This window comes from Bordetella sputigena (assembly GCF_965137885.1).
Lineage (GTDB): Bacteria > Pseudomonadota > Gammaproteobacteria > Burkholderiales > Burkholderiaceae_B > Bordetella_C > Bordetella_C sputigena.
The window spans coordinates 234,703-259,695 of the sequence record NZ_CBCSCA010000008.1 but is presented as its reverse complement, the minus strand read 5'-3'; the positions used below and the strand labels follow the sequence as shown (position 1 = coordinate 259,695).

22 protein-coding genes are annotated in these 24,993 nt (G+C 67.8%); 10 read left to right on the top strand and 12 right to left on the bottom strand.

Features of this window, described 5'->3' with window-relative positions:
* Nucleotide 1 precedes the first annotated feature (1 nt).
* The 3 genes from ACNA0R_RS17335 (at nucleotide 2) to ACNA0R_RS17325 (ending at nucleotide 3,441) form a co-directional block, all read left to right on the top strand.
* Entirely contained in the window at nucleotides 2-1,552 is a 1,551-nt protein-coding gene (locus ACNA0R_RS17335; RefSeq protein ID WP_415827283.1) for a fumarate hydratase, read from the top strand.
* The gene (locus ACNA0R_RS17330) at nucleotides 1,533-2,273 is read left to right on the top strand and encodes a GntR family transcriptional regulator (RefSeq protein WP_415827282.1); all 741 of its coding nucleotides are present in this window, start codon (nucleotides 1,533-1,535) and stop codon (nucleotides 2,271-2,273) included. Before ACNA0R_RS17335 ends, ACNA0R_RS17330 begins: the two co-directional genes overlap by 20 nt.
* Nucleotides 2,274-2,412: 139 nt before the next feature.
* Entirely contained in the window at nucleotides 2,413-3,441 is a 1,029-nt protein-coding gene (locus ACNA0R_RS17325) for an alcohol dehydrogenase (RefSeq protein WP_415827281.1), read from the top strand.
* 59 nt (nucleotides 3,442-3,500) lie between these two features.
* Here ACNA0R_RS17325 and ACNA0R_RS17320 read toward each other — a convergent pair whose 3' ends face one another.
* The 8 genes from ACNA0R_RS17320 to ACNA0R_RS17285 form a co-directional block, all read right to left on the bottom strand.
* Complete coding sequence (locus tag ACNA0R_RS17320; protein WP_415827280.1) at nucleotides 3,501-4,037, bottom strand: hypothetical protein; 537 nt, start codon at nucleotides 4,035-4,037, stop codon at nucleotides 3,501-3,503.
* A gap of 114 nt (nucleotides 4,038-4,151) precedes the next feature.
* Nucleotides 4,152-4,430 (bottom strand): peptidylprolyl isomerase, encoded by a 279-nt coding sequence (locus ACNA0R_RS17315; protein ID WP_066636060.1) that lies wholly within the window; start codon nucleotides 4,428-4,430, stop codon nucleotides 4,152-4,154.
* 94 nt (nucleotides 4,431-4,524) lie between these two features.
* Nucleotides 4,525-5,550, bottom strand: a complete 1,026-nt coding sequence (locus ACNA0R_RS17310; protein WP_415827279.1) for an amidohydrolase family protein — start codon at nucleotides 5,548-5,550, stop codon at nucleotides 4,525-4,527.
* A 466-nt stretch (nucleotides 5,551-6,016) separates the two neighbouring features.
* A complete protein-coding gene (locus ACNA0R_RS17305) occupies nucleotides 6,017-6,994 on the bottom strand; it encodes a tripartite tricarboxylate transporter substrate binding protein (protein ID WP_415827278.1) in 978 nt (325 codons plus the stop codon).
* Between the two features lie 176 nt (nucleotides 6,995-7,170).
* Nucleotides 7,171-8,151, bottom strand: a complete 981-nt coding sequence (locus tag ACNA0R_RS17300) for a Bug family tripartite tricarboxylate transporter substrate binding protein (RefSeq protein ID WP_415827277.1) — start codon at nucleotides 8,149-8,151, stop codon at nucleotides 7,171-7,173.
* 136 nt (nucleotides 8,152-8,287) lie between these two features.
* The gene (locus tag ACNA0R_RS17295; protein WP_415827276.1) at nucleotides 8,288-9,199 is read right to left on the bottom strand and encodes an NAD(P)-dependent oxidoreductase; all 912 of its coding nucleotides are present in this window, start codon (nucleotides 9,197-9,199) and stop codon (nucleotides 8,288-8,290) included.
* Nucleotides 9,180-10,520, bottom strand: a complete 1,341-nt coding sequence (locus tag ACNA0R_RS17290; protein WP_415827330.1) for a cation:dicarboxylate symporter family transporter — start codon at nucleotides 10,518-10,520, stop codon at nucleotides 9,180-9,182. Before ACNA0R_RS17290 ends, ACNA0R_RS17295 begins: the two co-directional genes overlap by 20 nt.
* 45 nt (nucleotides 10,521-10,565) lie before the next feature.
* Nucleotides 10,566-11,549 carry a Bug family tripartite tricarboxylate transporter substrate binding protein gene (locus ACNA0R_RS17285; RefSeq protein WP_415827275.1) on the bottom strand — a complete coding sequence of 328 codons (984 nt, stop codon included), beginning with the start codon at nucleotides 11,547-11,549 and terminating at the stop codon, nucleotides 10,566-10,568.
* Nucleotides 11,550-11,827: 278 nt separating this feature from the next.
* Here ACNA0R_RS17285 and ACNA0R_RS17280 point away from each other — a divergent pair, with 278 nt between their 5' ends.
* Both ACNA0R_RS17280 and ACNA0R_RS17275 read left to right on the top strand, forming a co-directional pair.
* Nucleotides 11,828-13,087 (top strand): LysR family transcriptional regulator, encoded by a 1,260-nt coding sequence (locus ACNA0R_RS17280; RefSeq protein WP_415827274.1) that lies wholly within the window; start codon nucleotides 11,828-11,830, stop codon nucleotides 13,085-13,087.
* Nucleotides 13,088-13,179: 92 nt separating this feature from the next.
* Nucleotides 13,180-14,055 carry an amidohydrolase family protein gene (locus ACNA0R_RS17275; RefSeq protein ID WP_415827273.1) on the top strand — a complete coding sequence of 292 codons (876 nt, stop codon included), beginning with the start codon at nucleotides 13,180-13,182 and terminating at the stop codon, nucleotides 14,053-14,055.
* 102 nt (nucleotides 14,056-14,157) lie between these two features.
* Here the strand turns inward: ACNA0R_RS17275 and lhpI are convergent, their stop codons facing one another.
* The gene (gene lhpI, locus ACNA0R_RS17270) at nucleotides 14,158-15,090 is read right to left on the bottom strand and encodes a bifunctional Delta(1)-pyrroline-2-carboxylate/Delta(1)-piperideine-2-carboxylate reductase (protein ID WP_415827272.1); all 933 of its coding nucleotides are present in this window, start codon (nucleotides 15,088-15,090) and stop codon (nucleotides 14,158-14,160) included.
* Nucleotides 15,091-15,267: 177 nt separating this feature from the next.
* Nucleotides 15,268-17,061: a chloride channel protein gene (locus ACNA0R_RS17265; protein WP_415827271.1), complete on the bottom strand. Its 1,794-nt coding sequence runs from the start codon at nucleotides 17,059-17,061 to the stop codon at nucleotides 15,268-15,270.
* Nucleotides 17,062-17,177: 116 nt separating this feature from the next.
* On the opposite strand from ACNA0R_RS17265, the gene ACNA0R_RS17260 reads away from it, so the two are divergent.
* The 5 genes from ACNA0R_RS17260 to ACNA0R_RS17240 all read left to right on the top strand — a co-directional run bounded on the left by ACNA0R_RS17260 (nucleotide 17,178) and on the right by ACNA0R_RS17240 (nucleotide 23,184).
* The gene (locus ACNA0R_RS17260) at nucleotides 17,178-17,960 is read left to right on the top strand and encodes a DUF3348 domain-containing protein (protein ID WP_415827270.1); all 783 of its coding nucleotides are present in this window, start codon (nucleotides 17,178-17,180) and stop codon (nucleotides 17,958-17,960) included.
* Nucleotides 17,957-20,413: a DUF802 domain-containing protein gene (locus tag ACNA0R_RS17255; protein WP_415827269.1), complete on the top strand. Its 2,457-nt coding sequence runs from the start codon at nucleotides 17,957-17,959 to the stop codon at nucleotides 20,411-20,413. The genes ACNA0R_RS17260 and ACNA0R_RS17255 overlap by 4 nt, the downstream gene beginning before the upstream one ends.
* Complete coding sequence (locus ACNA0R_RS17250; protein ID WP_415827268.1) at nucleotides 20,410-21,114, top strand: OmpA family protein; 705 nt, start codon at nucleotides 20,410-20,412, stop codon at nucleotides 21,112-21,114. The genes ACNA0R_RS17255 and ACNA0R_RS17250 overlap by 4 nt, the downstream gene beginning before the upstream one ends.
* Nucleotides 21,107-21,844: a DUF2894 domain-containing protein gene (locus tag ACNA0R_RS17245; protein WP_415827267.1), complete on the top strand. Its 738-nt coding sequence runs from the start codon at nucleotides 21,107-21,109 to the stop codon at nucleotides 21,842-21,844. The genes ACNA0R_RS17250 and ACNA0R_RS17245 overlap by 8 nt, the downstream gene beginning before the upstream one ends.
* 209 nt (nucleotides 21,845-22,053) lie before the next feature.
* Nucleotides 22,054-23,184 (top strand): SMP-30/gluconolactonase/LRE family protein, encoded by a 1,131-nt coding sequence (locus tag ACNA0R_RS17240; protein ID WP_415827266.1) that lies wholly within the window; start codon nucleotides 22,054-22,056, stop codon nucleotides 23,182-23,184.
* A 204-nt stretch (nucleotides 23,185-23,388) separates the two neighbouring features.
* Here the strand turns inward: ACNA0R_RS17240 and chrA are convergent, their stop codons facing one another.
* Nucleotides 23,389-24,573, bottom strand: a complete 1,185-nt coding sequence (gene chrA, locus ACNA0R_RS17235) for a chromate efflux transporter (protein ID WP_415827265.1) — start codon at nucleotides 24,571-24,573, stop codon at nucleotides 23,389-23,391.
* 75 nt (nucleotides 24,574-24,648) lie between these two features.
* Entirely contained in the window at nucleotides 24,649-24,966 is a 318-nt protein-coding gene (locus tag ACNA0R_RS17230) for a hypothetical protein (protein WP_415827264.1), read from the bottom strand.
* Nucleotides 24,967-24,993 lie beyond the last annotated feature (27 nt).

Here is a 24,993-nt window from a genome sequence, read left to right as displayed (position 1 = left end):
CATGCGCGACATCCACGCCGAAGACATCGTCACCAGCATCGCCGACGCGCTGCAGTTCGTCAGCTATTACCATCCGGCCGATTTCGTCATGGCCCTGCGCCGCGCGTACGAAGCGGAAACCCGGCCGGCGGCGCGCAATGCCATGCTGCAGATCTTGATCAACAGCCGCTTGAGCGCGCGCGCGCACCGGCCCATCTGCCAGGATACGGGCGTGGTCCACGTCTACGCGCGGCTGGGCATGGATGCACGCGTGCGCGGCGAACCGGGCATGCCGACGCCCACGCTGCAGGCACTGGCCGATCGGGCCGTCGCCCGCGCCTATGGCTGGCCCGACAATCCCTTGCGGGCGTCGGTAATACGCGAGCCGCTGGGCAGGCGTGTCAACACCCGCGACAACACGCCCGCCGTATTGCACGTGGAGCTGGTCGAAGGCGATGGCCTGCACCTGACCGTCGCCGCCAAGGGCGGCGGCGGCGACGTCAAGGCGCGCTACACCATGCTCAATCCCAGCGATTCCGTGGCTGATTGGGTGGTGGCGCAATTGCCCGGCATGGGCGCGGGATGGTGCCCGCCAGGCAGCCTGGGCGTCGGCGTGGGGGGCACGCCCGAACAGGCCATGTTCATCGCCAAGCGCGCGCTGTTCGAGCCCGTCGATATCGATCTGCTGCGCGCGCGCGGCGCCTGTACGCCGGCCGAGTCGCTGCGGCTGGCGCTGTACGAGCGCATCAACGCGCTGGGCATAGGCGCCCAGGGATTGGGCGGCGACCTGACCGTGCTGGACGTCAAAGTGGCGGAAGCGCCCACGCATGCGGCGTTGCAGGCGGTGGCCATGGTGCCCAATTGCGCGGCCACGCGCTTCGTATCCTTCGAGCTGGATGGGTCCGGACCGGCGCGGCTGCAGCCGCCCGATCCTGCATTGTGGGATGGCCTGCCCGACGCCATGCCGCTGGATGAAGGGCGGCGCGTCGACCTCGACCGCCTGACGCGCGACGACGTGGCGCAGTGGCGCGCGGGCGAAACGCTGCTGCTGTCCGGCACGCTGCTGACCGGGCGCGATGCCGCCCACAAGCGCCTGGCCGACATGCTGGAACGCGGCGAACCGCTGCCGGTGGATTTGCGCAACCGCGCCATCTACTACGTCGGACCGGTCGACCCGGTGGCGGGCGAAGCGGTCGGGCCAGCCGGGCCTACCACCTCCAACCGCATGGACAAGTTCATGCCGGCCTTGATGTCGCGCACGGGACTGCTGGTCTCGATAGGCAAGGCGGAACGCGGCGCGCAGGCCGCCGCCGCCATCGCGCAGGCCGGCGGCGCCTACCTGATCGCCGTGGGCGGCGCGGCCTATCTGGTGTCGCAGGCGGTGCGATCGGCGCGCGTGGTCGCCTTCGCCGACCTCGGCATGGAAGCCATCTACGAATTCGAAGTGCGCGACATGCCGGTGACCGTGGCGCTGGACGCGCACGGAGGGACCGTGCACAAGTTCGCGATATACAATGCGGGGTCCCAAACGCATGAAAAGGTCGCGACGCCCGATGGAGCCGCGTTACGCTGAACTCACCCGGACGCTGATCAAGGACATCGCCGACGGTGTCTATCCCGTGGGGGGCAGCCTGCCCTCGGAAATCGACCTTGCAAGCAAGTACGGCGTCAGCCGCGGCACTGTGCGCGTGGCGCTGGACCGGGTCCAGACCCTGGGCCTGATCACGCGGCGCAAGCGCGCCGGTACCCGCGTGGAAGCATCCGCGCCCCGCGCCACGGAATACGGCCCCACCATTTCCACCGTCGAAGAGCTGGTGCAATACGGCGCCGACACGGAGCGCGTGGTGCATAGCGTGCGCGGCATCGTCGTGGACATGGCGCTGGCGGATCGGCTGGGATTGCCGCCGGGCAGCCGGTGGTCGCACATCCAGACCTCGCGTACCAATCCGTTGTCGCCCGATTACCCATTGGCCTGGTCGCACCTCTACGTGCCGCAGGAACTCGGGCCCCGCATACGCCGCGCGATGGAAGAAAATCGCCAGGCGCTGGTATGCGACCTGATCTGCCAGGCCACCGGCCGCGTGGTGAAGGAAATCCGCCAGACGGTGCGCGCGGTGGGTGTACCGGCCGCGATCGCGCAGTCCCTGGGCACGGCGCCCGATGCCCACGCGCTCGAGTTCGTGCGCCAGTATTACGACCAGTCGGACAAGCTGTTCGAGGTCGCGGTCAGCCTGCATCCGGCCGACCGGTTCAGCTACACCACCGTGCTGCAACGGCAGGGGCCGGCGCGCTGAGGCGCCCCCGTGGATGACGACCAAGGCATGAGCTCGCGCGCGGTCTTCCCTCCGGCGTCTCGACAGGTGGCGTAGACCGCGAATAACGCTATCGTTCGGTACGTGGGTCCGTACTTTTCTTCCAGCTAAGGAGAAAGCGATGCGCAAGATGCGGGCAGTGCAGGTGACGAAGGCGAATGGGCCTCTGGAAATCGTCGAGCGCGACGTGCCGGAGCCGCCAGCCGGCCATGTGTTGATCAAGGTGCAGGCATGCGGGATATGCCACAGCGATTCGTTCACGAAAGAGGGCGTGTGGCCGGGCTTGCGCTTTCCGCGCGTTCCCGGGCACGAGATCGCGGGCGTGATCGACACGCTGGGCGACGGTGTGGAAGGATGGCAGGTCGGGCAGCGGGTCGGCGTGGGCTGGCACGGCGGGCACTGCGGTCATTGCGACAGCTGCCGGCATGGCGACTTCGTTCTCTGCCAGACCGCGCTGGTGCCCGGAATCAGCTACGACGGCGGCTATGCCGAGTACATGGTGGCGCCGCGGGAAGCACTGGCCCGCATGCCCGACGATCTGTCGGACGTCGATGCGGCGCCGCTGCTTTGCGCGGGCATCACGACGTTCAATGCGCTGCGCAACAGCGGCGCTCGCGCCGGCGACGTGGTGGCGATCCTGGGCATCGGCGGCCTGGGGCACCTGGGCGTGCAGTTCGCGCGGCAAATGGGATTCGTGACCGTGGCGATCGCGCGTGGGCAGGATAAGGCGGCACTGGCGCGGCAGTTGGGCGCGCACCATTACATCGACAGCCAGGCAGAGGATGTCGCCGGGACGCTGCGGAGCCTGGGCGGCGCCAGTGTCATCCTGGCAACGGTGACGAGCGGCAAGGCCATGAGCGCCGTGATCGGCGGGCTGGGACGCAATGGCAAGCTGATCATGGTCGGCATTTCGCAGGAGCCCGTGGAAGTGCCGGTGGCGCAGTTCATCGCGGGCCGCCATTCGGTGCAGGGCTGGCCGTCCGGCACGGCGGCGGATTCGCAGGAAACGCTGGCCTTCAGCGCCTTGTCCGGCGTGAAGCCCATGATCGAGGAGTATCCCCTGTCGCGCGCCGCCGAAGCCTACGATCGCATGATGAGCGGCAAGGCGCGCTTCAGGGTGGTGCTGACGCCGGATAAGCGATCTAGCTGAGCAGGTATGTCGGGGCCGCCGCCGCCGGGCGCCGGCGCGGCGCGCAGCGGGGCGCGGCCTCAGGCCGGCGCCGCGGGTGCCGCGGCCGTGGTTTCTTTGGACCGCGCCGCGGGCTTGCGTGCCTGCGCCGCCGCCTTGCCGCGCATCGCGTCGGCCGGCTGCGGAAAGCCGCTGCGGTCGGTGTAGTCGGGGTAGTCGATGCCTCGCCGGCGAGGCGGCCGGCGATAGGCGTTGGCGGCGTATACGTCGACCGCCGTGACGGTAGCCAGGTTGGCCAGCGTCGCGCCGGTGCGCAGCATCGTGGCGCGGCGGCTTCTGTCGCCGGTGACGGTGGCCATATCCAGCACGTCGCCGCCGACCCGTGCCCATAGCCAGGGCGCGGCATCCGCGGACTTCAGGATCCCTACGCCGGTGGCGATTTCGCGTAGTCCGTAAAGCCGGACCAGCGCCGGATTCTGTTTGACCCCGCAGACGCGGGCGATGGTTCTGGGCATGGCCAGTTCGGCGATACCCAGGCCGATGCTGAACCATCCCAGGCCATTCGCCAGGCGGCCGTGAGCGGCGTTTTCGGATGTGGATTGCGTGGTGTCGTCCATGGATGCTCCCTGTCGATGGTTCGCATCGTCAGCAAAGCCCGTTCCGGTCACCGCGCATGGCGAAAAACCTGGAGCGCCCCGCGGCATCGGCCGAGCGGGGCGAGCCCATCCTGCTCAGCGGCGATCGGTGACTTCAACCAGGTGATAACCGAACTGGGTCTTGACGGGGCCTTGCACGACGTTGACGGGCGCGCTGAACACGACTTCGTCGAATTCACGCACCATCTGGCCGGGGCCGAAGGTGCCCAGGTTGCCGCCGTCGCGGCCCGAGGGGCACTGGGAATGTTCACGCGCGACTTGCGCGAAATCGGCGCCGCCTTCGATGGCGGTCTTCAGTTCATTGCATTGCTGTTCCGTGGGAACCAGAATGTGGCGGGCGGTGGCTTGGGCCATGTGAGCGATCTCCTGTAGGCAAAGTGAACCCGAAAGCGTAACCCAATCGCGCGCGCCTTGCCGTGACGCGTTGAAACCCGCCGCCGCCGGTGTGTCAGCGTCCCCGCGCCTTCAACTGCGCATCCAGCCGCGTGTAAATGCGGCGGGCGTTGCCTTCGAAGATCTTGAACCGCGCTTCCGGCGTGATGTCGGCGGCGGCCACGTAGCGGCGGGTGTCATCGAAGTAGTGCCCGGTTTCCGGATCGATGCCACGCACCGCGCCTATCATTTCGCTGGCGAACAGGATGTTGTCGATGGGAATGACCCGCGTAAGCAGATCGATGCCGGGCTGGTGGTACACGCAGGTATCGAAGAACACATTGTTCAGCAGATGATCCTGCAGCAGCGGCTTTTTCAAGGCCTGCGCCAGGCCACGAAAGCGGCCCCAGTGATAGGGCACGGCGCCGCCGCCATGGGGGATGACGAGCTTCAGCGTGGGGAAATCGCGGAACAGATCCGAGTCCAGGCATTGCATGAACGCCGTCGTATCGGCATTCAGGTAGTGTGCGCCGGTGGTATGGAAACAGGCGTTGCAGCTCTGGCTGACGTGCACCATCGCGGGAACGTCGTACTCGACGAGTTTTTCGTACAGGGGATACCAGTAGCGGTCGCTCAGCGGCGGGCTGGTCCAGTGGCCGCCCGATGGATCCGGGTTCAGGTTGACGGCGACGTTGCCGTACTCCTCCACGCAGCGCTGGAGTTCGGGCAGGCAGGTGGCGACGTCCACGCCCGGACTCTGCGGCAGCATGGCGGCCGGCACGAAGTGATCGGGAAACAGCGAGGCGACGCGAAAGCACATCTCATTGCAGATCGCCGTCCAGGTCGAGGACACCTGGAAGTCGCCGATGTGATGCGCCATGAAGCTGGCGCGCGGGCTGAACACCGTGATGTCATGCCCGCGTTCCTTCATGATACGCAGCTGGTTGGACTCGATGGCCTCGCGCAGTTCGTCATCGCCGATATGCAGTTCCGACGCCTTGGGCGCGGGCGTGCCGTCGCTGATGGAAGCGATCTGGCGCTTGCGCCACGCTTCCAGGGCGGGCGGGGCGGTCGTGAAGTGTCCGTGGCAATCGATGATCATGCAACTCATCCGGTGTAGCGTCGGTGCGGGCGAGAGCCGGGCGATGCGAGCATCCGTGTCCGGGGAGCGCAGCCCGCGTTTTCGGAACGCTATAGTGGAGCTATATGGGCAGCGGGTCCAATATATATTTGCATGCGGCTTTATATGAGGATCGAATAAGTGAGCGCCGTGCTCATCCGGTCTTGATAGGCTTATGTCGCGGCCGCCGGTTGAGCTCCATCGCGGTCCCGCGGAATGGGAGCATCAAGCCGTGGGCGCCGCGCATTGATACCGTTCAGAAATTTCTCGAAGGCCCCCGTTTAGATTTTGCTTGTTCGTCCAACGTGACCGCCGTTGATACTCTGCGGGCGACACAGGGGAGACGATGCAACAAGGCCCACGTCGACGACGTGGGCCTCTGGGGTACTCTGGGTTATTACGGTGCGAAGACTGGTGTTATCGCATCCGGCGTTAGTTCTTCGCCGCGTCAGTCTTCCTGGCGCATGCCGGTGGCCTTGACCACGGCGCCCAGGCGCGCGCGTTCTTCGTCGCAGAATTTGACGAAGTCGGCGCGCGTGCCGCCGACGGGCTCGATGCCCAGCTCGGTCAGGCGCTTGACGTTGGCGGGATCCTTCATGGCCGCGTCCACCGCGCCGGCGACCTTGTCCAGGATCGCGTCGGGCGTACCCTTGGGCGCGTGCACGCCGGCCCAGTGCGCGATCTTGATTTCAGGAAAGCCTTGCTCGGCGGCGGTGCTCAGCTCCGGATAGGCCTTGATGCGTTCGGACCAGGTGCAGGCCAGCGCCTTCAGCTTGCCGGAACGGATCATGGGCAGCACGACGATGCTGGCTTCCGACGTGGCGTCGACCTGGTTGCCGATCACGGCGGACACCGATTCCGAGCCGCTCTTGTAGGGGATCAGGTCCAGCTTGGCGCCGTAGGTGGTGGTCAGGATGCCTTCGACGAAATGCGGCGTGCTGCCCGTGCCGGCGGTGGCGAAATGCAGGCCGTGGCCTTGCTTGGACGCCTCGACGAATTCCTTCAGGTTCGAGTAGGGCGAGCTGGCGGGCGCCACCACGACGGAGGGCGCCAGGCCCACCATGGCGACCGGCACCAGATCGCTGTCCTTGTAGTGGACCTTGCGGATCATGCTGTTGGAGATGACGCCGGCCGCGCTGATCAGGAAGGTATAGCCGTCGTTGTCGGCACGCGCTACGTAGTCGGTGCCGATGACCGCGCCGGCGCCCGGCTTGTTTTCCACCACGACCTGCGCGTTCAGATTCTTGGCGATGCCTTCGGCCGCGGCGCGTCCCAGCAGGTCGTTGGCGCCGCCCGGCGCGAACGGGACGATGATGCGGATGGGCTTGGACGGCCATTTGTCGTCCGCGAAAGCGATCTTGGGGGCGGCGGCGACAGCGGCCATGCCGAAGGCGGCCGTGTTGAAGCGGCGGCGAGAAAAGTTCATTGATGTGCTCCGGGGGTAAAGCTTTTTAGTAGTTGTTGTGTGTGGACTTGGGTTTGTGGACTTGGTGGGGACGTGTAATTTAACCGATTCAACGGCCCTTACACGTCGCCCGCCCAAGCACTCCGGAGCATAGGAAAAACCTGACAGGAAGCTGTCAGGAAGGGGCTCGGCGTGGATCAGGAATCCTGTCGCATTCCTGTCGCCTTGACCACGGCGCCCAGCCGGGCACGCTCTTCATCGCAGAACTTGACGAAGTCCGCGCGCGTGCCGCCGACGGGCTCGATGCCCAGTTCGGTCAGGCGCTTGACGTTGGCCGGATCCTTCATGGCGTGATCGACGCCGGCGGCGATCTTGTCCAGGATGGCATCGGGCGTGCCCTTGGGCGCATGCACGCCGGCCCAGTGGGCGATCTTGATTTTCGGAAAGCCCTGTTCGGCGGCCGTGGATAATTCCGGATAGGCCTGGATGCGTTCGGACCAGGTGCAGGCCAGGGCCTTGAGCTTGCCGGCGCGGATCATGGGCAGTACGACGATGCTGGCCTCGGACGTGGCGTCGACCTGGCCGCCGATCACCGCCGACACGGATTCCGATCCGCTCTTGTACGGCACCAGGTCCAGCTTGGCGCCGTAGTCGGTGGTCAGGATACCTTCGACGAAGTGGGGCGTGCTGCCGGTGCCCGCCGTCGAAAAATGCAGGCCGCCACGGCTTTTCTTCGATGCTTCGACGAAGTCCTTCAAGTTGGCGTAGGGCGAGCTGGCCGGGGTGATGATGACCGAGGGCGCCAGGCCTATCATGGCCACGGGAACCAGGTCGCTGTCCTGGTACTGGACCTTGCGGATCATGCTGTTGGAGATGACGCCGGCGCCGCTGATCAGGAAGGTATAACCATCGTTCTCGGCTCGCGCCACGTAGTCGGTGCCGATGACCGCGCCCGCGCCCGGCTTGTTTTCGACGACGACGCTGGCTTTCAGGTATTGGGCGATGCCCTCCGCGGCGGCCCGTCCCAGCAGGTCATTGGCGCCGCCCGCGGCGAAGGGCACGATGATGCGGATGGGTTTGGACGGCCATTTATCGTCCGCGTGGGCGATCCTGGGCGCAACGGCGATGCTGGCAAGGCCGAGCGCGGCCGCGTTCAGGCGGCGTCGCACGATATCCATGATTTGTCTCCGGTCGGTCGTTGTTGTTCGCGGCGGGCCGGCCGCGCATCGCGGCGCGGACCTGGGCGCGGCGCCCGCCGGTCTGTGCAGCGGGCCTATTATCCGCCGGCCGCCACCGGAGCGGAAGCGGGCCAGCCTAGCCGGCGTCGCCCCCCGTCAGCAGGGTGCGCCATTGCGGCAGGCGCCCCTTGGCGTCCAGTTGGTCGTGCAGCGAGGCGCCCTTGCGCGCCAGGGCCTGCTGGATGTCGGCGATGGACGTCGCCAGGGCGGGATTCATGCCGATTTCGGCCAGCATGGCGGCGGCCTCGCGCATTTCCTCGGAGCGGCGCTGGCCGTGCTCCGCGACGCGGCCGATCAAATAGGCTTCGTAGCCCTCATCCCAGCCGACGCTGGGGAAGCTGGCCGCCATGGACGCCAGCACGCGGTCGTCCACGCCGAAATGGCGCGCGGCCAGCATGGACTGCACGCACATGGCTTCCATGCCCTTGATCATGATGCTGCGGCACAGCTTGATGGCCGAGGCCAGGCCGATATCGTCGGCCACCGCTTCGGTGCGCATGCCCAGGGCATTGAGCCGCGCCGAGATGGCGCGCGCGCCGCGGCCGCCCAGCAGCATGGGCACGCGGATGCCCTGGGGCGGGACGGGCGCCATGACGGCCGATTCCACGTAGTCCGCGCCATGGCGCTGGATCAGCGCGCTGTTCTGCTGCTTGACCTTGGGCGAGACGGAGTTCAGGTCGATGAAGGTCTGGCCGGGCCGCATCAGGGGCGCGGCGCTTTCCGCGACGGCGCGCGCCTGGCTGGCCGTGACCGCCGAAAACACCAGCTCCGCGCCGGCCAGGCAATCCGACAGTGAGGCGGCGACCCGGGCGCCGCTGGCCGCGGCGCGCTGCTCGATCTGCGCGCGGGTGGCCGGGTCGTCCAGCTTGATGTCGTAGGCCGCCACCTGGCAACCTTGGGCGGCCAGGGCCTTGGCGAGGATGGGGCCGACTTCGCCGAAGCCGACGATGGCGAGCGCGGGGGCGCCGCTAAGGGTTTGCGCTCGCATGGGAGTTTGCTCTTGCATGGTGTTGCTCCGGTGTGTCGTGAGGGACCGCTTCTGGCTGCGCCACCGCGGCCGGCGCGGGCTTGCCCGCCAGGCAGGCGTTGAACTTGTCCCGATCGAACATGCCTTCCCATTTGGATAGCACCAGCACGGCGACGCTGTTGCCGATGACGTTGGTGGTGGACGTGGCGATGGCCAGGATGCGGTCGATGCCGAACAGCAGGCCGATGCCGCTCAGGGGCAGGGCGCGGGTGGATTGCAGGGTGGCCGTCAGCTTGACCAGCGCGCCGCCGGCCGCGCCCGCGCCGCCTTTGGACGTGACCAGCATGACGGCGAGCAGGGCCAACTGCTGGGACAGCGGCAGCGGCGTGTCGGTGGCCTGGGCGATGAAGCCGATGCCGCAGGCCATGTACAGGCAGGCGCCGTCGATATTGAAGCTATAGCCGGCCGGCAGTACGAAACCGACCACCGCCTCATCGCAGCCGGCCTGGTTCAGCTTGGTCACCAGGCGCGGAAATGCCGCCTCGCTGGCGGCCGTACCCATGGCGATGACGGCCTCGTCCTTGATCAGCGCCAGGATGCGGAAAATCGACAGGCCGGCCAGCCCGGCCACCAGGCCCAGGATCACGAAGATGAAGACGAGCGCGCTGGCGTAATAGGTCAGGATGTAGCGCAACAGGTAGAGCAGCGTGGCGCCGCCATAGCTGCCCACGGCCGACGCCATGGCGCCGAAGGCTCCCAGCGGCGACAGGCGCATGATGAAGCCCAGCATCTTGAATACCACGGCCTGCGCCTCGCCGATCAGCTTCAGCGCGATCCAGTCGGGCCTGGCGGTCAGGCTCAAGGCCGTGCCGGCCAGCAGCGAGACGAACAGCACCGGCAGGATGTCGCCTGTGACAAAGGCCGAGACCAGGGTGCGCGGGATGATGGACAACAGGAAATGCGTCAGCGTGAAGTCCGCCGAGGCCGCCTTGAGCACGCCCGCCGTATGGCCGGCGGCCGCGTCCAGCGCCGCGGCATGCAAGCCCTCGCCAGGGCGCACGACGTTCACCACCACGAAGCCGACCAGCATGGCGATGGTGCTGACTACTTCGAAGTAGATCAGCGTCTTGATGCCCAGCCGGCCCAGCTTGCGGAAGTCCTTGATGTGGCCGATGCCGTGCACCACGGTGCAGAAAATAATGGGCCCGAGCATCATCTTGAGCAGGGCGATGAAGCCTTCGCCCAGCGGCCGCATCTGTACCGCGCGCTGCGGGTCCAGCAGGCCGAAGATGATGGCCAGCGCGATGGCGACGAGAACCTGCACGTAGAGCTTCTTGAGCATGCTCACAGGCGGGCTCCGGAGAAAGGGGGGGATGGCATGGCCGGGCTATTCCGGCTTGATGCCGGCCAGTTCGGCGGCCGCCTTGGAACGCTGGTACTCGACGCGCAGGAAGTCCGCGAAGCCGGCCGGCGTCCGTTGCGCCGCCGTGGCGGTCTCCAGGCCGGAATCGCGCAGTTTGTCGGCGACGGACGGCATCTCCAGGCTGGCGGCCAGCCCTTGCTGCAGCCTGGCCACCGCGTCGGGCGGCGTCCTGGCGGGGACCAGCAGCCCGACGTAGCTGGAAGCGGTGAAGTCCTTCACGCCGGATTCGATGAAGGTGGGGATGTCGGCCGCGATGGCGGACCGCCGCGCCGCCGCCACCGCCAGGATGCGCACCTTGCCCGCGCGGTGCAGGGGCAGGGCGGTGGACAGCTCGGTCATCGTGGCGTCCAGGGTGCCGCCCACCAGATCCGGAATCAGCGCGCCGCCGCCCCGATAGGGCACGTGGACCAGGTCGGCGCCCGATGCCGTGTTCAGGCGCATCAGGGAAAGATGCGTGGCGCTGCCCACGCCCGAGGTGCCGGTATTGATGCGGCGTTTCCTGGACAGTGCGACCAGTTCGGTGAAGGTACGGGCCGGCAGGCCCGGGGTCACCACCAGCACATGCGGTACGTCGCCGATCATGCCGACCGGCGCGAGGTCGCGCAGCGGATCGTAGGGCAGGTGGGCCTGGACGAAGGGATTGACGGTCATCGGTCCGTTGGACGCAACCAGCAGCGTGTAGCCATCGGGCGCGGCGCGCACCACCATATCGGCCCCGATGCTGCCGCCCGCGCCCGGCTTGTTTTCCACCACGGCCGAGACGCCCAGCACCTGCGTCAGGCCCGCGCTGACCACGCGGGCCGTGGTATCGACATTGCCGCCCGGCGCGAACGGCACGATCAAATGCAGCGGCCGGTCCGGAAAGGCCGCCGCGCGGGCCAGCGGCGTCGATGCGGCCGTCAGCAGGACAGCGCAGCGCAGCGCGAAAGCGCGTCGGGTCACGGTCATGGGGCTCCTCCCTGTCGATTGTCGTCGGGACGTTCTGCGTGGTCCCTGTTCGTGCAATGCCGCTCAGGCGGGCGGCCGGCCAGCCGCCGGGGTTTCGATTTCTCCGCGCATCGGCATGCACGGAATCGACCGCTGCCTTTGGGTTTTCCGTGGCGCGTTCATAATGTCTCCAGCCTGGATTTGTATTTGAATGAAGTATCGGGCGGCCCCGCGCGGCACGGGTTGCCTTGTGCGGGGACCGCCGTTCTAATATTTTTATTTCGCTATTGCGGCACAGCATGGAAGAAAGCGCCGGAGGCGGCCTCAGCCTGCATCATCTGCACGTCTTTACCGTGGTCGCGACGGCCGGCGGCGTACGCAGGTCGGCCGAGGCGCTGTACCGTGCCTCGTCGGCCGTGACGCGCGCCGTGGCGCACCTGGAGCGCAGCCTGGGAGTGGCCCTGTTCGAACGCAAGGCCACGGGCATGCTGCTGACCGCGGCCGGCGAGGCCGTGCTGGTGCGGGCGCGCCGCATCGAGGCCGAGCTGGACGCCGTGCGCGACGAGGCCCTGGCGCTGCGGCGCGGCCAGGGCGCGGCCAGCAGCGTGGGCGCGACGGCGGCCTTGTTCCATACCCGGCGTCTGACCAGCGCGGCATTGCTGGCCGACGTGCATCACATGTCCACGGTCGCCCACGCCTGCGGGCTGACGCAGCCGGCCATCAGCGCGTCCATCGCCAAGCTGGAAAAGAACCTGGCCCAGCGCCTGTTCCAGCGCACGGCGCGGGGCATGGTCCCCACGCCGGTGGGCGAGCGCTGGGTGGTGCGCTTCAAGCGGGTGCTGGCCGAACTGCGCAACATCCAGGCGGACATGGCCGCATTGAACGGCGCGCTGGAAGGCGTGGTGACCGTAGGCGCGCTGCCCATGATCCGCACCATGGTGCTGCCCGCCGCCATCGCCAACGTGCTGGCGCGCCATCCCAAGCTGCGCATCCGCACGCTGGAAAGCCCGTACGGGGACCTGTGCGCTCGGTTGCTCAGCGCGGACGTGGATTTCATTCTGGGCGCCTTGAGGCCCTTGCACGATACGTCGCTGAGCACGTGGCGGCTGCTGCACGAGGACATTGTTTTGATCGCGCGCGCGGGACATCCGCTGGCGGGGCGCCGCGTCGGCTACGACGACCTGGCGCGCTATCCCTGGGTGCTGTCGCGGGCGTCCACGCCGCTGCGCGACCAACTGAACGATTTTTTCCGGCGCAAGGGGCGGCCGCTGCTCGTGCCCTCCGTGGAAACCGCGGACCTGGCGCTGCTGCGCGGGCTGTTGCTGCATTCCGATATGTTGACGGCCTTGTCCGTGCACCAGCTGCACTACGAATTCGAAGCGGGCGGGTTGACCACGCTGGACTTCCCGCTGGACGGCATGCGGCGCGAAATCGGCGTCACCACGCGCACCGGCGCGCAGCTGTCGCCCGGCGCCGATGCGCTGCTCGAGGAAGTCACGCGGCTCGCCGCGGCGATGGCGGACGGCGCGGCGTCCCGCGCGGCGGGCGCGCGGACATAAACGAAATAGAGCGGCGACAGCGACACAAGGCAACCCCACGCGGCGCGCGAGATCGCATACTCGGCGGTCTTGAAGAAGATGACAGAGGCGACATGAAAAGCGTGCCACCCCCGAATCCCCATCCCAGCAAGCCGTCGTACGTGTTGCCGCCGCGCAGCTGCGATGCGCACGTGCATGTGTATGGCCCGGTGGCGCGCTTTCCCTATGCGCCGGATCGCGCCTACGATCCACCCGAAGCGCCCATCGAAAAGCTGCGGGACCTGCACCGGCTGCTGGGCGTGGAAAGGGCGGTCATCGTGCAGGCGACGGTGCACGGCATCGACAATCGCGCGATGTTGCACGCCATCGCCAGCGGCTCCGGCCGCTATCGCGGCGTGGCCCTGGTGCCCGCCGACGTATCGGCCGAAACGCTGCGGGACCTGCATGCGCAAGGCGTGCGCGGCGTGCGGTACAACTTCATGCCGCACCTGGGCAAGTCCGCCGACACCGGCGAAGTGCGGGCGGTGGCCGAGCGCATCGCGCCTCTCGGCTGGCACGTACAGGTCCATGTGACCGCCGCCCATCTGCCGCAGATCCGCGGATTCCTGGAATCATTGCCCGTGCCCTTCGTGATCGACCACATGGGACGTCCCATGGTGCGGGACGGCCTGAACCAGCCCGCGCTCGCCGACCTGCTGGACGTACTCCGGCACCCGCGCGCCTGGGTGAAGATCAGCGGCGCCGAGCGGATTTCGGCGCGGCTTTCGGCGCAGGCAACGCCTTACGCGGACGCCGTGCCTTTTGTGCGGCGCATCCTGGACGTCGCCCCGGACCGCACGGTCTGGGGCACCGATTGGCCGCATCCCAACGTGCGCGAGGTGCCCGACGACGGCAAGCTCGTGGACTTGCTGCCGCTGTACGCGGACGATCCCGCCGCGCTCGAACGCGTACTGGTCAGCAATCCGGATCGCCTGTACTGGTACGAGTGAGGTTTCCGGGGCGCACCGCGATGGCGGTCCGGCACGGGCAGGATGGCTCCTGTCCCGTGGCGCGAACGGATAACTCGTGATTCGGGCGTGGAAAGCGCGGGTTCAGGCGCTGCCCGTATAGACCAGTATCGCCGCCGCCAGGTCTTCGGACGCCGCGCCCACGGCTTTGTAGACGGTGATTTCTTCCGTCGTGCGCCGGCCGGGATGTTCCCTCCGGCACAGGGCTTCCAGCGTTGCCAGGACGCGGTCGCGGCTGAAGACGCCGGCGGCGATGGGGGAGAGCAGGTCGCCGGCCTTGTCCAGGGCCTCTTCCGTGTCGACGAAGACGGACGTGTCCGCGAACGTCGCGTCGTCCGCCTCGCGCATGAAGGGCTGGAAGCTGCCGATCAGATCGACATGGGCGCCCGGGCGCAGGCAGGCGCGGCGCACCAGCGGCTGTTGCGAGAGCGTGGCGCAGCTGACGATGTCCGCTTCCCCCACCGCGGCGTCCAGATCGCCGGCGGCGGCGGCCTCGAAGCCATCGCCGCGCAGCCGGGCCGCCAGCGCTTCGGCCTTCTCGATGTGGCGGTCCCAGACGCGCACCTGGCGGATATCGCGCACCGCGGCATAGGCGGGCGCGAGCGCGCCGGCGACGTTGCCGGCGCCCACCACCAGCAGGCTGTGCGCGTCCGGCCGCGCCAGGAAGGAAGCGGCCAGCGCCGAGGCGGCCGCCGTGCGGCGCACCGTGATCTGGTCGCCATCGATCAAGGCCAGCGGCACGCCGTTGGCGGCATCGTAGAGCGTGTAAGTGGAATGCAGTCCGGGCAGGCGGCGGGCGCCATTGCCGGGGAAAATCGTCACGTGCTTGATACCCAGGTAATCGTCCCGCCACGCCGGCATGATCAGCAGGCTGTCCTTGGCGCCGTCGCCTTCACGCAGGATATGGTTATGGCGGCGGGGAACCGTGCAGCCCTGCACGAACATCCGCTCCAGCGCGGGAATAAGTCGGTCGAACGGCAGGCGGGCCGCGGTGGTGGCGCTATCGAATATCTGCAAAGGAGCCTCGTCGCAAGCGTGCCGTCCTGGCAGAAGATGCGGACCGGACCCGGCGGATTATAGAAAGATCCGCCGGTCGCCGGCCGTTGAAAGCCCGCGCTGCGTCGGCCGCGCCGCCAACGTCCCGCCGCTGGCCGCCTCGGCACGGCGTCCGGGCGCGGCGCTACCTGGGCGGCGCTACCTCGTGTACCGGGTCCCGCCAAGCCGCTGGCGCAGCGCATGCAATGGCGTGCGCCGGAAAGTTTCGAAGCGCTCTTCTTCTTCCGAAAACGCCAATGAAGGCTTGACCAGGTCGCTACGGCTGATGACGCCGGCCAGGCGGCGCGATCGGGCGTCGATGACCACGGGCACGCGTTCCAGCCCATGCACCGCGAGCCGGTTGGCGACAGCGCGGCAGGTTTCTCCGGGCAATGCCATGATGGGGACGTTCGCGCCGAACAGGTCGGCCATCCGGTGCGCGGCGGGATCGGCCAGGCCCCGCAGCAGCGCGCCGCGATCGACCATGCCGAGCAGGGCGCCGCCGCGGACGACGGGATAGGCCCGATGTGTCTGCCCATCGCCGAAATAGCCTTCCAGCGCAACGCGTAGCGACACGTCGGCGTCGATGGTGCGCACGTCCGCGGTCATGACTTCGTTGACGAAGTGGCGTTCCAGCGGATCGATGCCGTACTCGCGGTAGATGTGATAGCCGCGCCGCGCGATCTTTTCCGTCAGGATCGAACGGCGCATCACCAGCACCGTGAAACCATAGGCGCAGGCGGATGCCGTCAGCAGCGGCAGCAGGGCATTGATATCGTGCGTCAGTTCGAAGGCGAACAGCACGGACATTATGGGCGCGCGCATCATCCCGCCCAGGGTGGCCGCCATGAAGACCATGGGCCATAGCGCCGGCTGGCCGCCGGGCATATAGGGACCCAGTATCGCGCCGGCCGCCGCGCCCATCATGAGCAGGGGCGCCAGCACGCCCCCTGACGTGCCGGACGCCAGCGAGATCACCCAGATGACCGCCTTGACCAGGATCAGGCCCAGCACCACGCCCACCGCCAGATGGTTGTGCAGCAGGTCGCCGATCACGTCATAGCCCACGCCCAGGGCGCGCGGCTGGAAGTAGCCGCCGATGCCGATGGCCAGGCCGCCCAGCGCCGGCCACCACATCCAATGCAGCGGCAGCTTCATGAACAGGTCTTCCATTTTGTAGAGCGAGGTGGACAGTCCCCAGGACAGGGCGCCCGCCACGATGCCGGCGATGGCGCAGGCAACCAGGCCGGTCGGCCCCAGTACGCCGGTCTGCAGCGGGAACAAGGCGCCGCCTTCCAGGACCAGCGGCCGGAAGAAGCCGGCCACCGCGCAAGCCACCGCGACCGGCAGCAAACTGCGGGGCCGCAGTTCGAACAGCAGCAGCTCCACCGCCAGCATCACCGCCGCGATCGGCGTGCCGAAAACGGCCGTCATGCCCGCCGTCGCGCCCGCCACCAGCAGGGTCTTGCGTTCGGCGCCGGTCAGGTGGAAATGCTGGGCGATGAGCGAGCCGATGGCGCCGCCCGTCATGATGATGGGTCCTTCCGCGCCGAAGGGGCCGCCGCTGCCGATGGCGATCGCCGAAGACAAGGGCTTGAGCACGGCCACCTTGGGCGACATCTTGCTCTTGCCGAAAAGGATGGCTTCGATCGCCTCCGGAATCCCGTGGCCGCGGATTTTCTCCGTGCCGTAGCGGGCGATCAGCCCGATGAGCAGGCCCCCGAGCGCGGGGACGACGATGACCCAGGGGCCTGGCGCGTGATCCGCCGGAGAGCGCGCTTGGAAGGACAAGGTCTGGAAGAAGAACAGGTTGGTGAAGAAACTGATCAGCCGCAGCAGGCAGTACGCCGTCAAGGTGCTCAGCAGGCCTATCACGGCGGCGATGGCCGCGATGCGCAGCAAGCGCGCGCTGGCGGCGAAATCGCCTTTGTTTTTGTCGGGGTGCCGATTCATGCGCACGTCATTCCGGGGAAACACGAAGGGGATGCGTCAAGTATATCGTAATACGATATAATTCCACGGTTGCCGTGGAGCTGCCGTGTAAACTGCCGGATTTTTGATTCGGCGGTATGGACCCAGCACACCGGCGCGCAGGCCTGAGCGGCCCGACCCTGGTTCGCCTGCTTGCCCGCCTGACGGACATCGATGTTTCGGAACCCAGGCAATCCTTGGCGGACCGGCTCAGCCTTTGGCTGGGCTGGACGGATGCGATCGCCTTGTCGGCGGTGCTGAACAGCAATCCCCCGGCCGCCGATCGCCAGCCCGATAACGGGGCGGAAGAGGAGTGCGTCCGGGTGCGCAACGCGTTGACCAACGCCATCACGGAAAAGAATCGCGCGCCCAAGGCGGCCGACAGCCAGGCACGAAGCCGCGCCGTGGCGGCCGACCGCGGCCGGTCGCCGGCGTCTTCCAACGCGCCGGTCGACTACGGCCTTTACAGGCAGCGCTATCTTTCCCTGCAACAGGCCATGGAAACCGGCATCGGCAATCTGCGTACGCGTTTGCGCGGCATGATGGCCGGCAGGACGCCGGCCATGACGCAACTGGCGGCCGCCGACGCCATCATGGAAAGGGCCTTGGGCGCTCGCGAGCACAACGCGCTGGCCGGCGTGCCGGGCTTGCTGGAAGGGCATTTCCACCGCCTGCGCCGCGCGGAAGCCGCGACTCTGGCCGAGGCCGAGGACGCCGGCCATCCGCCGCCGACGGCCGCCGGCGCCTGGCTGGATGTCTTCCGCCAGGATATGCGCGCGGTCCTGCTCGCCGAACTGGATATTCGTTTCAAGCCTGTCGAAGGCCTGCTTGCGGCGTTGCGCGACACGCGCGGCGGCCGCGCTGAACCCGGGATGTCATGACCAGAATTCTCTATATTGTTGCTTTCGTCTTGGGGCTGGCCGTCGTCGGCTGGGTGGGCGCCGGCTATATCGGTTCGAATCCGCTGGCCCTGGCGGTTACCGCCATGATCGCGGTGGCGTATCTGGCCGGCTGCTGGGAGCTGCGGCGCTACCACCAGGCGACGGGCACCCTGTCGCGCGCGCTGGCCGGTCTGTCGGCGCCGCCGGCCAGCCTCCCAGGCTGGCTCGATACGCTGCCCCCCGCCTTGCGCGCACCGGTTCGTCTGCGCATCGAAGGCGACCGCGTGGCGCTGCCGGGCCCGGCGCTGACGCCTTATCTGGTCGGCTTGCTGGTCCTGCTCGGCATGCTGGGGACCTTCCTGGGCATGGTGGCCACGCTGCGCGGCACCGGTATCGCGCTGGAGAGCGCCACCGATCTGCAAGCCATCCGCGCGTCGCTGGCCGCGCCCGTGAAGGGACTCGGGTTTGCGTTCGGCACCTCGGTCGCGGGCGTGGCGACCTCCGCCGCGCTCGGCTTGCTGTCGGCGTTCTGCCGGCGCGAGCGCATCCTGGCGGCGCAGCGGCTGGATACCGGCATCGCCACGGTGCTGCGCGAGCATACGGCCGGACATCGGCGCGACGAGACTTTCCGTCTGCTGCAGCGCCAGGCCGAAGCCATGCCCGTGCTGGTGGACCGCCTGCAGGTCATGATGACGGGCATGGAACAGCGCAATCAGGCGCTGAACGAGCAACTGGCCGCCGGCATGGCGGCGATGGAGCGGCAGCATGCCGCCATGAGCGAACGCCTGGCCACCGGGCAGGCGGCGCTGGACCAGCGGCTGTTGTCCGGGCAGGATGCCCTGAATGCCAGGCTGGGGGCCGGCCAGGATGCCTTCCACGACAAGACGGAGGTCGCCTATGCGCGCCTGGCCGCGTCCGTGGAGCGGACCCTGAAGGAAAGCGCCGTCGAGAATGCCCGCCTGGCCGGCGCGGCCTTGCAGCCGGTGGTCGAAGCGACGATGGCCGGCCTGGCACGCGAAACGGCGGCCTGGCGCGATGCCGTCGCGCAGGCCGTGCTGCAGCAGCACGATGCCATCACCCAGGCCGTTCAGCAGCAGCACGGCGCCATCACACAGGCCGTGGAGCGGCAGCACGACGTTATCACCCAGGCCGTGCAGCGCCAGCACGACACCGTGGCGCAAGCCACGCTGGCCCAGCAGGAAACCATCGCCCAGGCCCTGCGCAAGCAGCAGGATACGGTGGCGGATGCCGTGCAAAAGCAGCTGGACGGTCTATCGACACGTTTCGAGACCTCCGCCGCCGCGCTGGAACAGCTGTGGCGCCAGGCGCTGGACCAGCACAAGGACAGCAACACCGCCCTGGCCGAAGACCTGCGCGGGTCGCTGGACCGCTATGCCGGTACTTTCGAGCAGCGGTCGGCGAGCCTGGTGGACAGCGTCGCCGGCCGTTTCGATGCGGCTACGGCGGAGATGTCGCGCGCCTGGACGGACGCGCTCGCGCTGCAGCAGGATACCGGCGGTGAACTGGCGAAGCGCAATCAGCAGGCGCTGGCGACGGCCGCCGCGGCCTTCGAGCAGCATTCCGCGGCGCTGCTGGCGCAATTGCTGGCCGGCTTCGAACAGCAGTCCGTCACGCTGCTGCAAGCCGTCGAACAGACCCAGGACCGTCAGCGCCTTGCGCTGGAAACGCGCGACAGCGAACGGCTGGATGCGTGGACCGCCACGCTGTCGACCATTGCCGATCAGCTGCGTACGCAATGGCGCGAGACCGGCGAGCAGACGACCGCGCGCCAGCAGGAAATCTGCGAGACGCTGTCGCGCGCCGCGCGCGAGATCACCGAGCATACGCAGTCGCATGCCCGCGAGACCATCGCCGAGATCGAGCGCCTGGTGCAGGCCGCCGCGGAAGCGCCGCGGGCGGCCGCCGATGTGGTCGCGGAGCTGCGCCAGAAGCTGTCCGACAGCATGGTGCGCGACAACGCGATGCTGGAGGAGCGCAGCCGTCTGCTGGATACCCTGGGCACCTTGCTGGATGCGGTCAATCGCGCGTCCACCGAGCAGCGGGAAGCCGTGGAAGCCCTGGTCGGCACCTCCGCCGATCTGCTGGAGCGCGTCGGCAGCCAGTTCACCGATACGCTCGAAGCGGAAACCGCCAAGCTCGCCGAAGCCGCGGGCATGGTTTCGGGCAGCGTCGTCGAAGTCGCCAGCATGGGCGAAGCCTTTGGCGCTGCCGTGCAGGCGTATGGACAGTCGAACGAGAAGCTGATGGAGCACCTGCAGCGCATCGAAGGCGCACTGGAAAAATCCATCGCCCGCAGCGACGAGCAACTGGCGTATTACGTTGCGCAGGCCCGCGAGGCCATCGACCTGAGCGTGATGTCGCAGAAACAGATCATCGAAGAACTGCAGCAGCTCGCGGAGCAGCGGACGTCGGCGGGTAGCGAAGCGGCATGAACGAGGACATCGACGGCGGCATCGAGACCACAGTCCCGACCTGGGCCGTGTTCGGCGACCTCATGTCGGCGGCCCTGGGGGCGTTCGTTCTTATCCTGGTCGGCGTGGTGGGCCTGCAGCTGCAGCTTTCCGCCAAACTCGATGAGGAAGTCAAACAGCGGCAGGCCGAGACGCAGCGCCGCCAGACGCTGGAGCAGGCCCTGGCCGTGCCCCTGGCGACCGGGCGCATTACGCTGGTCAATGGCCGGATCGGCATCAGCGGCAATGTGCTGTTCGCCTTGAATTCGGACCAGCTGCAGCCGGAAGGGCGCGACGTGCTGAAGAGCCTGGCGCAGCCGCTGTCCGACTACCTGCGCACGCACGACGAGATCCTGATGGTCAGCGGGTTCACGGACAATCAGCAGGTGCGCGGCAACAATCGCGGTTTCGCCGATAACTGGGAGCTTTCGGCCCAGCGCGCCCTGACGGTGACGCGGGCGCTCATCGACGAAGGCTTGCCGCCGGAATCGGTCTTCGCCGCGGCCTTTGGCGCCGAGCATCCCGTGGCTTCGAACGCCGACGCGGATGGCCGCGCCAAGAACCGCCGCGTGGAGATCGCGCCGGTGCCCAGGCAGGCCGGACAGGAACGGCCGGGCGGGGCGCCTCGGCCGGGCACGGCCACGCCGGCCACCTCCGCCGCTCCGGGGGCGGGCGGTGAATAGCCACCCCGACAGCGGTGCGCATGCCGCGGGCGTGCTCGACGTGCTCGCCGCATGGCGCGAGCAGGGCGCCGATCGGCTGGATCCGATTCGTTTCCACATGATCGAAGCGCTGGCTCGCCGCGCCGCCGCGCGGACCGGGGTGTCCCGGCGCGTGCTGGACGAAAGGCTCGCGCAACGCATGGAGGCTTATCGACGGGATGTCGATGCCTGCCGGACGCGGTCATCGCAAGGGACGCCCGCCGAACCCGGACTGGCCAAACCGGCCCCGGCCGAACCGGCGCCGGCAGAGTCCATGGCGGAACCGGCGCCAGCCGAAGCACCGGAAAGCCCGCTATCCGCGTTCGTCCACGAATTGCGGACATCGGGACCGCGCTGCGATCCGCTCACCGGCGCCGCGGCGCCGGCATCGGCGCCGCCGCCGGGCCAGGGCTCCTATCCCGAGCTGGCCCTGCTGGATTACTTCCGTGACACCTGGGGCCGCTACAAAACCCGGCGACAGCTGAAGCAATCGGAGGAACGCGTCCCGGAAAACGCCGGCCCGCTGAATTCCAGCCTGCTGGTGCATCGCACCCTGTCGCTGATGCGAGAAGTTTCCCCCGAATACCTGCATCAATTCCTCTCCTACGTCGATGCGCTGGCATGGGTGGAGCAGGCCACCAGCGTCGATCTGCTTTCCGACAAGGACAGGGCGCGCGGCGCCGGCAGGAAAGCCGGCCGCGCGCCGAAATAGCCGGAATCTCCCGGCCTTCCATCGCGAGCCCGAGCCGCAGGCCATGAAAGGCAGCCGGCGCGATGGTCATATCTCGTTACTCCTCTACGTCCTTCAGGGTCCGCCGTTTGCTGGAGCAGCCACCGGCAAGGTGGGCCGCGCCCGTCGCGCGGCCGCCGTCATCTTTCAATCCGGCGCGTCGCCAGCGTGCCGATTCGAGGAGAATCCGAATGCCATTGGCCAAATCCCTGACCGTCATGGGCCGTCTCGCCACGGCCTGCCTTGCGCTCGCCATCATCCAGGGTTGCGCGAGCCGCCCCGAAAGCAAGGAACCTCTCGTACCCACCTTTCAGAGCCAGAGGGTGTTGAACGGTGTGACCACCACGCCGGAAGGCCGCGTGTTCGTGAGCTACCCGCAGGCCGACGGCAAAGGCATACAGGTCGCCGAACTGGATGCTCAAGGCCAGCCTTATCCTTTCCCGGATGCAAGCTGGAACAGCCCGCAGAACTGGGCGCCGGGGACGGTGGGGTCCGGCTATGTGCAAGTGAACTCCCTGCGGACCGGGCCCGACGGCAAGCTATGGATCCTGGACGCCGGCGCGCCCGGCATCGGCAAGCAGGCGGTCAAGGGCGGCGCGCGGCTGTTCCGCTTCGATCCCCAGACGCGGCAATTGCTGCAAACCTACGATCTGGCGGCCGCCGTCTATCCCTATAGCTATATCGACGACGTGCGCTTCAATGGCCGCTACGCCTATCTGACCGACGCCGGCGCGCCGGGACTGATCGTGCTGGACCTGCGGAGCGGGGCGCTGCGCCGGGTCCTGGACAACAACAATGCGACTACCGCCATGCGGCAATTGCGCGCCGATGGACACGCGGTGCTGGATCCCAAGGGCCAGCCGGTGCGCATCCATGCCGACCAGCTGGAAGTCTCGCCCGACGGCCAGTGGCTGTACTTCCAACCGGCTTCGGGTCCGATGGCGCGTATCGCCACGCGCTGGCTGAACGACCCGGCGGTTTCCGAAAAGGAAATCGAATCGCGCGTCGAACTGGCCTGGGCCGACACGTCCAGCACCGGCGGCACGGCGATCGATGCCCAGGGGAACCTGTACACCACGGATACCGACAAGCGCCGCATCCTGCGCATCAGTCCGGAAGGCAGGGTTTCGACGCTGATCCAGGACGATCGCCTCGTCTGGGCGGATGCGCTGTGGATCGACCGCCAGGGCTACTTGTGGATTCCCGCGTCGCAGTTGAGCCGCACGCCGGAGTTCAACGGCGGCCGCATGGCGGTCCAGTATCCGGTGTGGATCTATCGCTTGCAGATCCATGCCGCGCCTAGCCCGTTGGATCATTCCTGATCGTCAATGACGCGAACGGAACCGGCCATACGCCGGCTCCGTTCATAATAATCCAATATAATCAGTTCTTTAAGCGTGGTTATTAAAGAAAAACATGAATGTAAGTTAAAGTGATTTCTCAAGAAAACCTAAAGTAATTTCTCAGGTTTGCTGTAGCGGCATCGCCAGTGTCGCCAAGGCGCCGAAGGCGCGCAGGTGCCGGGCTCAGCCGATCGCCGACAACAGCCAGCCGCCCGCCGCGGCGATGGCGACGATGAGCAGCGGCGGCCAGCGCATGACGGTCAGCAGCGCGAAGCACAGTAGGGCCAGGCCGAAATCCGGCGGCGATCCGATGGCGCTGGTCCAGACCGGGTTGTACAGCGCGGACAGCAGGATGCCCACTACGCCGGCGTTGATGCCGGCCACCGCGTTCTGTATGCCCGGCCGCGTACGCAGCAAATGCCAGAAGGGCAGCGCGGCCACGACCAGCAGGGCCGCGGGCAGGAAGATGGCGGCCAACATGGTCAGGCCGCCGGTCCAGCCGGACAGCGGTCCCGTGGATACCGATCCCAAAAAGGCCGCGAAGGTGAACAACGGGCCGGGCACCGCCTGCGCCGCGCCATAGCCCGCCAGGAAATCGGCGTTCGACACCATCCCGCTGCCGACCGCCGTGGCCTGCAGCAAGGGCAGCACCACATGGCCGCCGCCGAATACCAGCGCGCCGGAGCGATAGAAGCCGGCGAATTGCGCCAGCCACGCCTGGCCCGAGAGCTCCGCCGCCAGGGGCAGGCCGGCCAGCAGCGCGAAAAACAGCACGAGGGCGATGGTGCCGGTGCGCGTGCCGATATGCAGCGTCATCGCCGCCGGCAGGGGGCGTGGCGGCACGCGTAGCAGCGCCGCCCCCACCAGGCCGCATGCGACGATGGCGCCCACCTGGCTCCACGCCGTCGGCAGCACCAGTGTCAGCAAGGTGGCGGCGATGGCCAACATGGCGCGCGGACGGTCCGGGCACAGCGAGCGGGCCATCCCCCACACCGCCTGCGCGACGATGGCGACGGCGACGATCTTCAGGCCATGCACGGCGCCCGAGGCGGCGATGCCGCCGTAGTGGGACAAGCCCAGGCCGAACAGGATCAGCAGCAGCGCCGATGGCAGCGTGAAGGCGACCCATGCGGCCAGCATGCCGGCCCAGCCGGCGCGCATCAGGCCTATCGTCATGCCCACCTTGCTGCTGGCGGGGCCCGGCAGGAACTGGCTCAGCGCAACGATGTCGGAGTAGGCATGTTCGTCCAGCCATTTACGGCGCTCGACGAATTCGCCGCGGAAGTAGCCCAGGTGGGCGACGGGACCTCCGAAGGACGTCAATCCCAGGCGGAGGAACAGCAGGAATACTTCAATCCAGGCGGGCATCGATGCGGGGAGTCGGTCGCGGTGCGTCTGTATAGCACAGCGCCGTTACACCGTGTGGCGTGCCCGCGACCGCGACTATTGCGTCGGCGCCGCGGCCGTTGCGCCCGATGCGCCAGCGGTCTTGGCGCCCGGCTGCATCTCGATATTCAGCCATCTATCGCCGGGCTCGCCGCTCAGCGTACGGGCCGAGCCGGGCGCCAGGTGATATTCCGTCCGCTGGGTGTTTTCGGACTCCACGAACAGAACGATTTCCTGATCCGTGGTGTTGGCCAGGTAGATCTGTTCCGACGTCACGGACAGGGTTGCCGGAATCGCCGCGGTTTGCGCGTGGGCCGCGCCGGAAACGGACAATGCAAAGGCGAGCGCTACGTGGCGATGCAGATTGCTGCGCATAATGTTGACCTCGATGGATCCAGGAAT

Excerpts from the sequence above, each read along its gene's own strand:
- ACNA0R_RS17265 (WP_415827271.1), bottom strand. The coding sequence starts at position 17,061 with ATGAATCGGCACCCCGACAAAAACAAAGGCGATTTCGCCGCCAGCGCG.
- ACNA0R_RS17275 (WP_415827273.1), top strand. The coding sequence starts at position 13,180 with ATGAAAAGCGTGCCACCCCCGAATCCCCATCCCAGCAAGCCGTCGTAC.
- ACNA0R_RS17300 (WP_415827277.1), bottom strand. The coding sequence starts at position 8,151 with ATGGATATCGTGCGACGCCGCCTGAACGCGGCCGCGCTCGGCCTTGCC.
- ACNA0R_RS17305 (WP_415827278.1), bottom strand. The coding sequence starts at position 6,994 with ATGAACTTTTCTCGCCGCCGCTTCAACACGGCCGCCTTCGGCATGGCC.
- ACNA0R_RS17290 (WP_415827330.1), bottom strand. The coding sequence starts at position 10,520 with ATGCTCAAGAAGCTCTACGTGCAGGTTCTCGTCGCCATCGCGCTGGCC.
- ACNA0R_RS17315 (WP_066636060.1), bottom strand. The coding sequence starts at position 4,430 with ATGGCCCAAGCCACCGCCCGCCACATTCTGGTTCCCACGGAACAGCAA.
- ACNA0R_RS17230 (WP_415827264.1), bottom strand. The coding sequence starts at position 24,966 with ATGCGCAGCAATCTGCATCGCCACGTAGCGCTCGCCTTTGCATTGTCC.
- ACNA0R_RS17240 (WP_415827266.1), top strand. The coding sequence starts at position 22,054 with ATGCCATTGGCCAAATCCCTGACCGTCATGGGCCGTCTCGCCACGGCC.
- ACNA0R_RS17310 (WP_415827279.1), bottom strand. The coding sequence starts at position 5,550 with ATGATCATCGATTGCCACGGACACTTCACGACCGCCCCGCCCGCCCTG.
- ACNA0R_RS17280 (WP_415827274.1), top strand. The coding sequence starts at position 11,828 with ATGGAAGAAAGCGCCGGAGGCGGCCTCAGCCTGCATCATCTGCACGTC.
- ACNA0R_RS17285 (WP_415827275.1), bottom strand. The coding sequence starts at position 11,549 with ATGACCGTGACCCGACGCGCTTTCGCGCTGCGCTGCGCTGTCCTGCTG.
- ACNA0R_RS17325 (WP_415827281.1), top strand. The coding sequence starts at position 2,413 with ATGCGCAAGATGCGGGCAGTGCAGGTGACGAAGGCGAATGGGCCTCTG.
- ACNA0R_RS17330 (WP_415827282.1), top strand. The coding sequence starts at position 1,533 with ATGGAGCCGCGTTACGCTGAACTCACCCGGACGCTGATCAAGGACATC.
- ACNA0R_RS17255 (WP_415827269.1), top strand. The coding sequence starts at position 17,957 with ATGACCAGAATTCTCTATATTGTTGCTTTCGTCTTGGGGCTGGCCGTC.
- ACNA0R_RS17250 (WP_415827268.1), top strand. The coding sequence starts at position 20,410 with ATGAACGAGGACATCGACGGCGGCATCGAGACCACAGTCCCGACCTGG.
- ACNA0R_RS17335 (WP_415827283.1), top strand. The coding sequence starts at position 2 with ATGCGCGACATCCACGCCGAAGACATCGTCACCAGCATCGCCGACGCG.
- ACNA0R_RS17260 (WP_415827270.1), top strand. The coding sequence starts at position 17,178 with ATGGACCCAGCACACCGGCGCGCAGGCCTGAGCGGCCCGACCCTGGTT.
- ACNA0R_RS17320 (WP_415827280.1), bottom strand. The coding sequence starts at position 4,037 with ATGGACGACACCACGCAATCCACATCCGAAAACGCCGCTCACGGCCGC.
- chrA (WP_415827265.1), bottom strand. The coding sequence starts at position 24,573 with ATGCCCGCCTGGATTGAAGTATTCCTGCTGTTCCTCCGCCTGGGATTG.
- ACNA0R_RS17295 (WP_415827276.1), bottom strand. The coding sequence starts at position 9,199 with ATGCGAGCGCAAACCCTTAGCGGCGCCCCCGCGCTCGCCATCGTCGGC.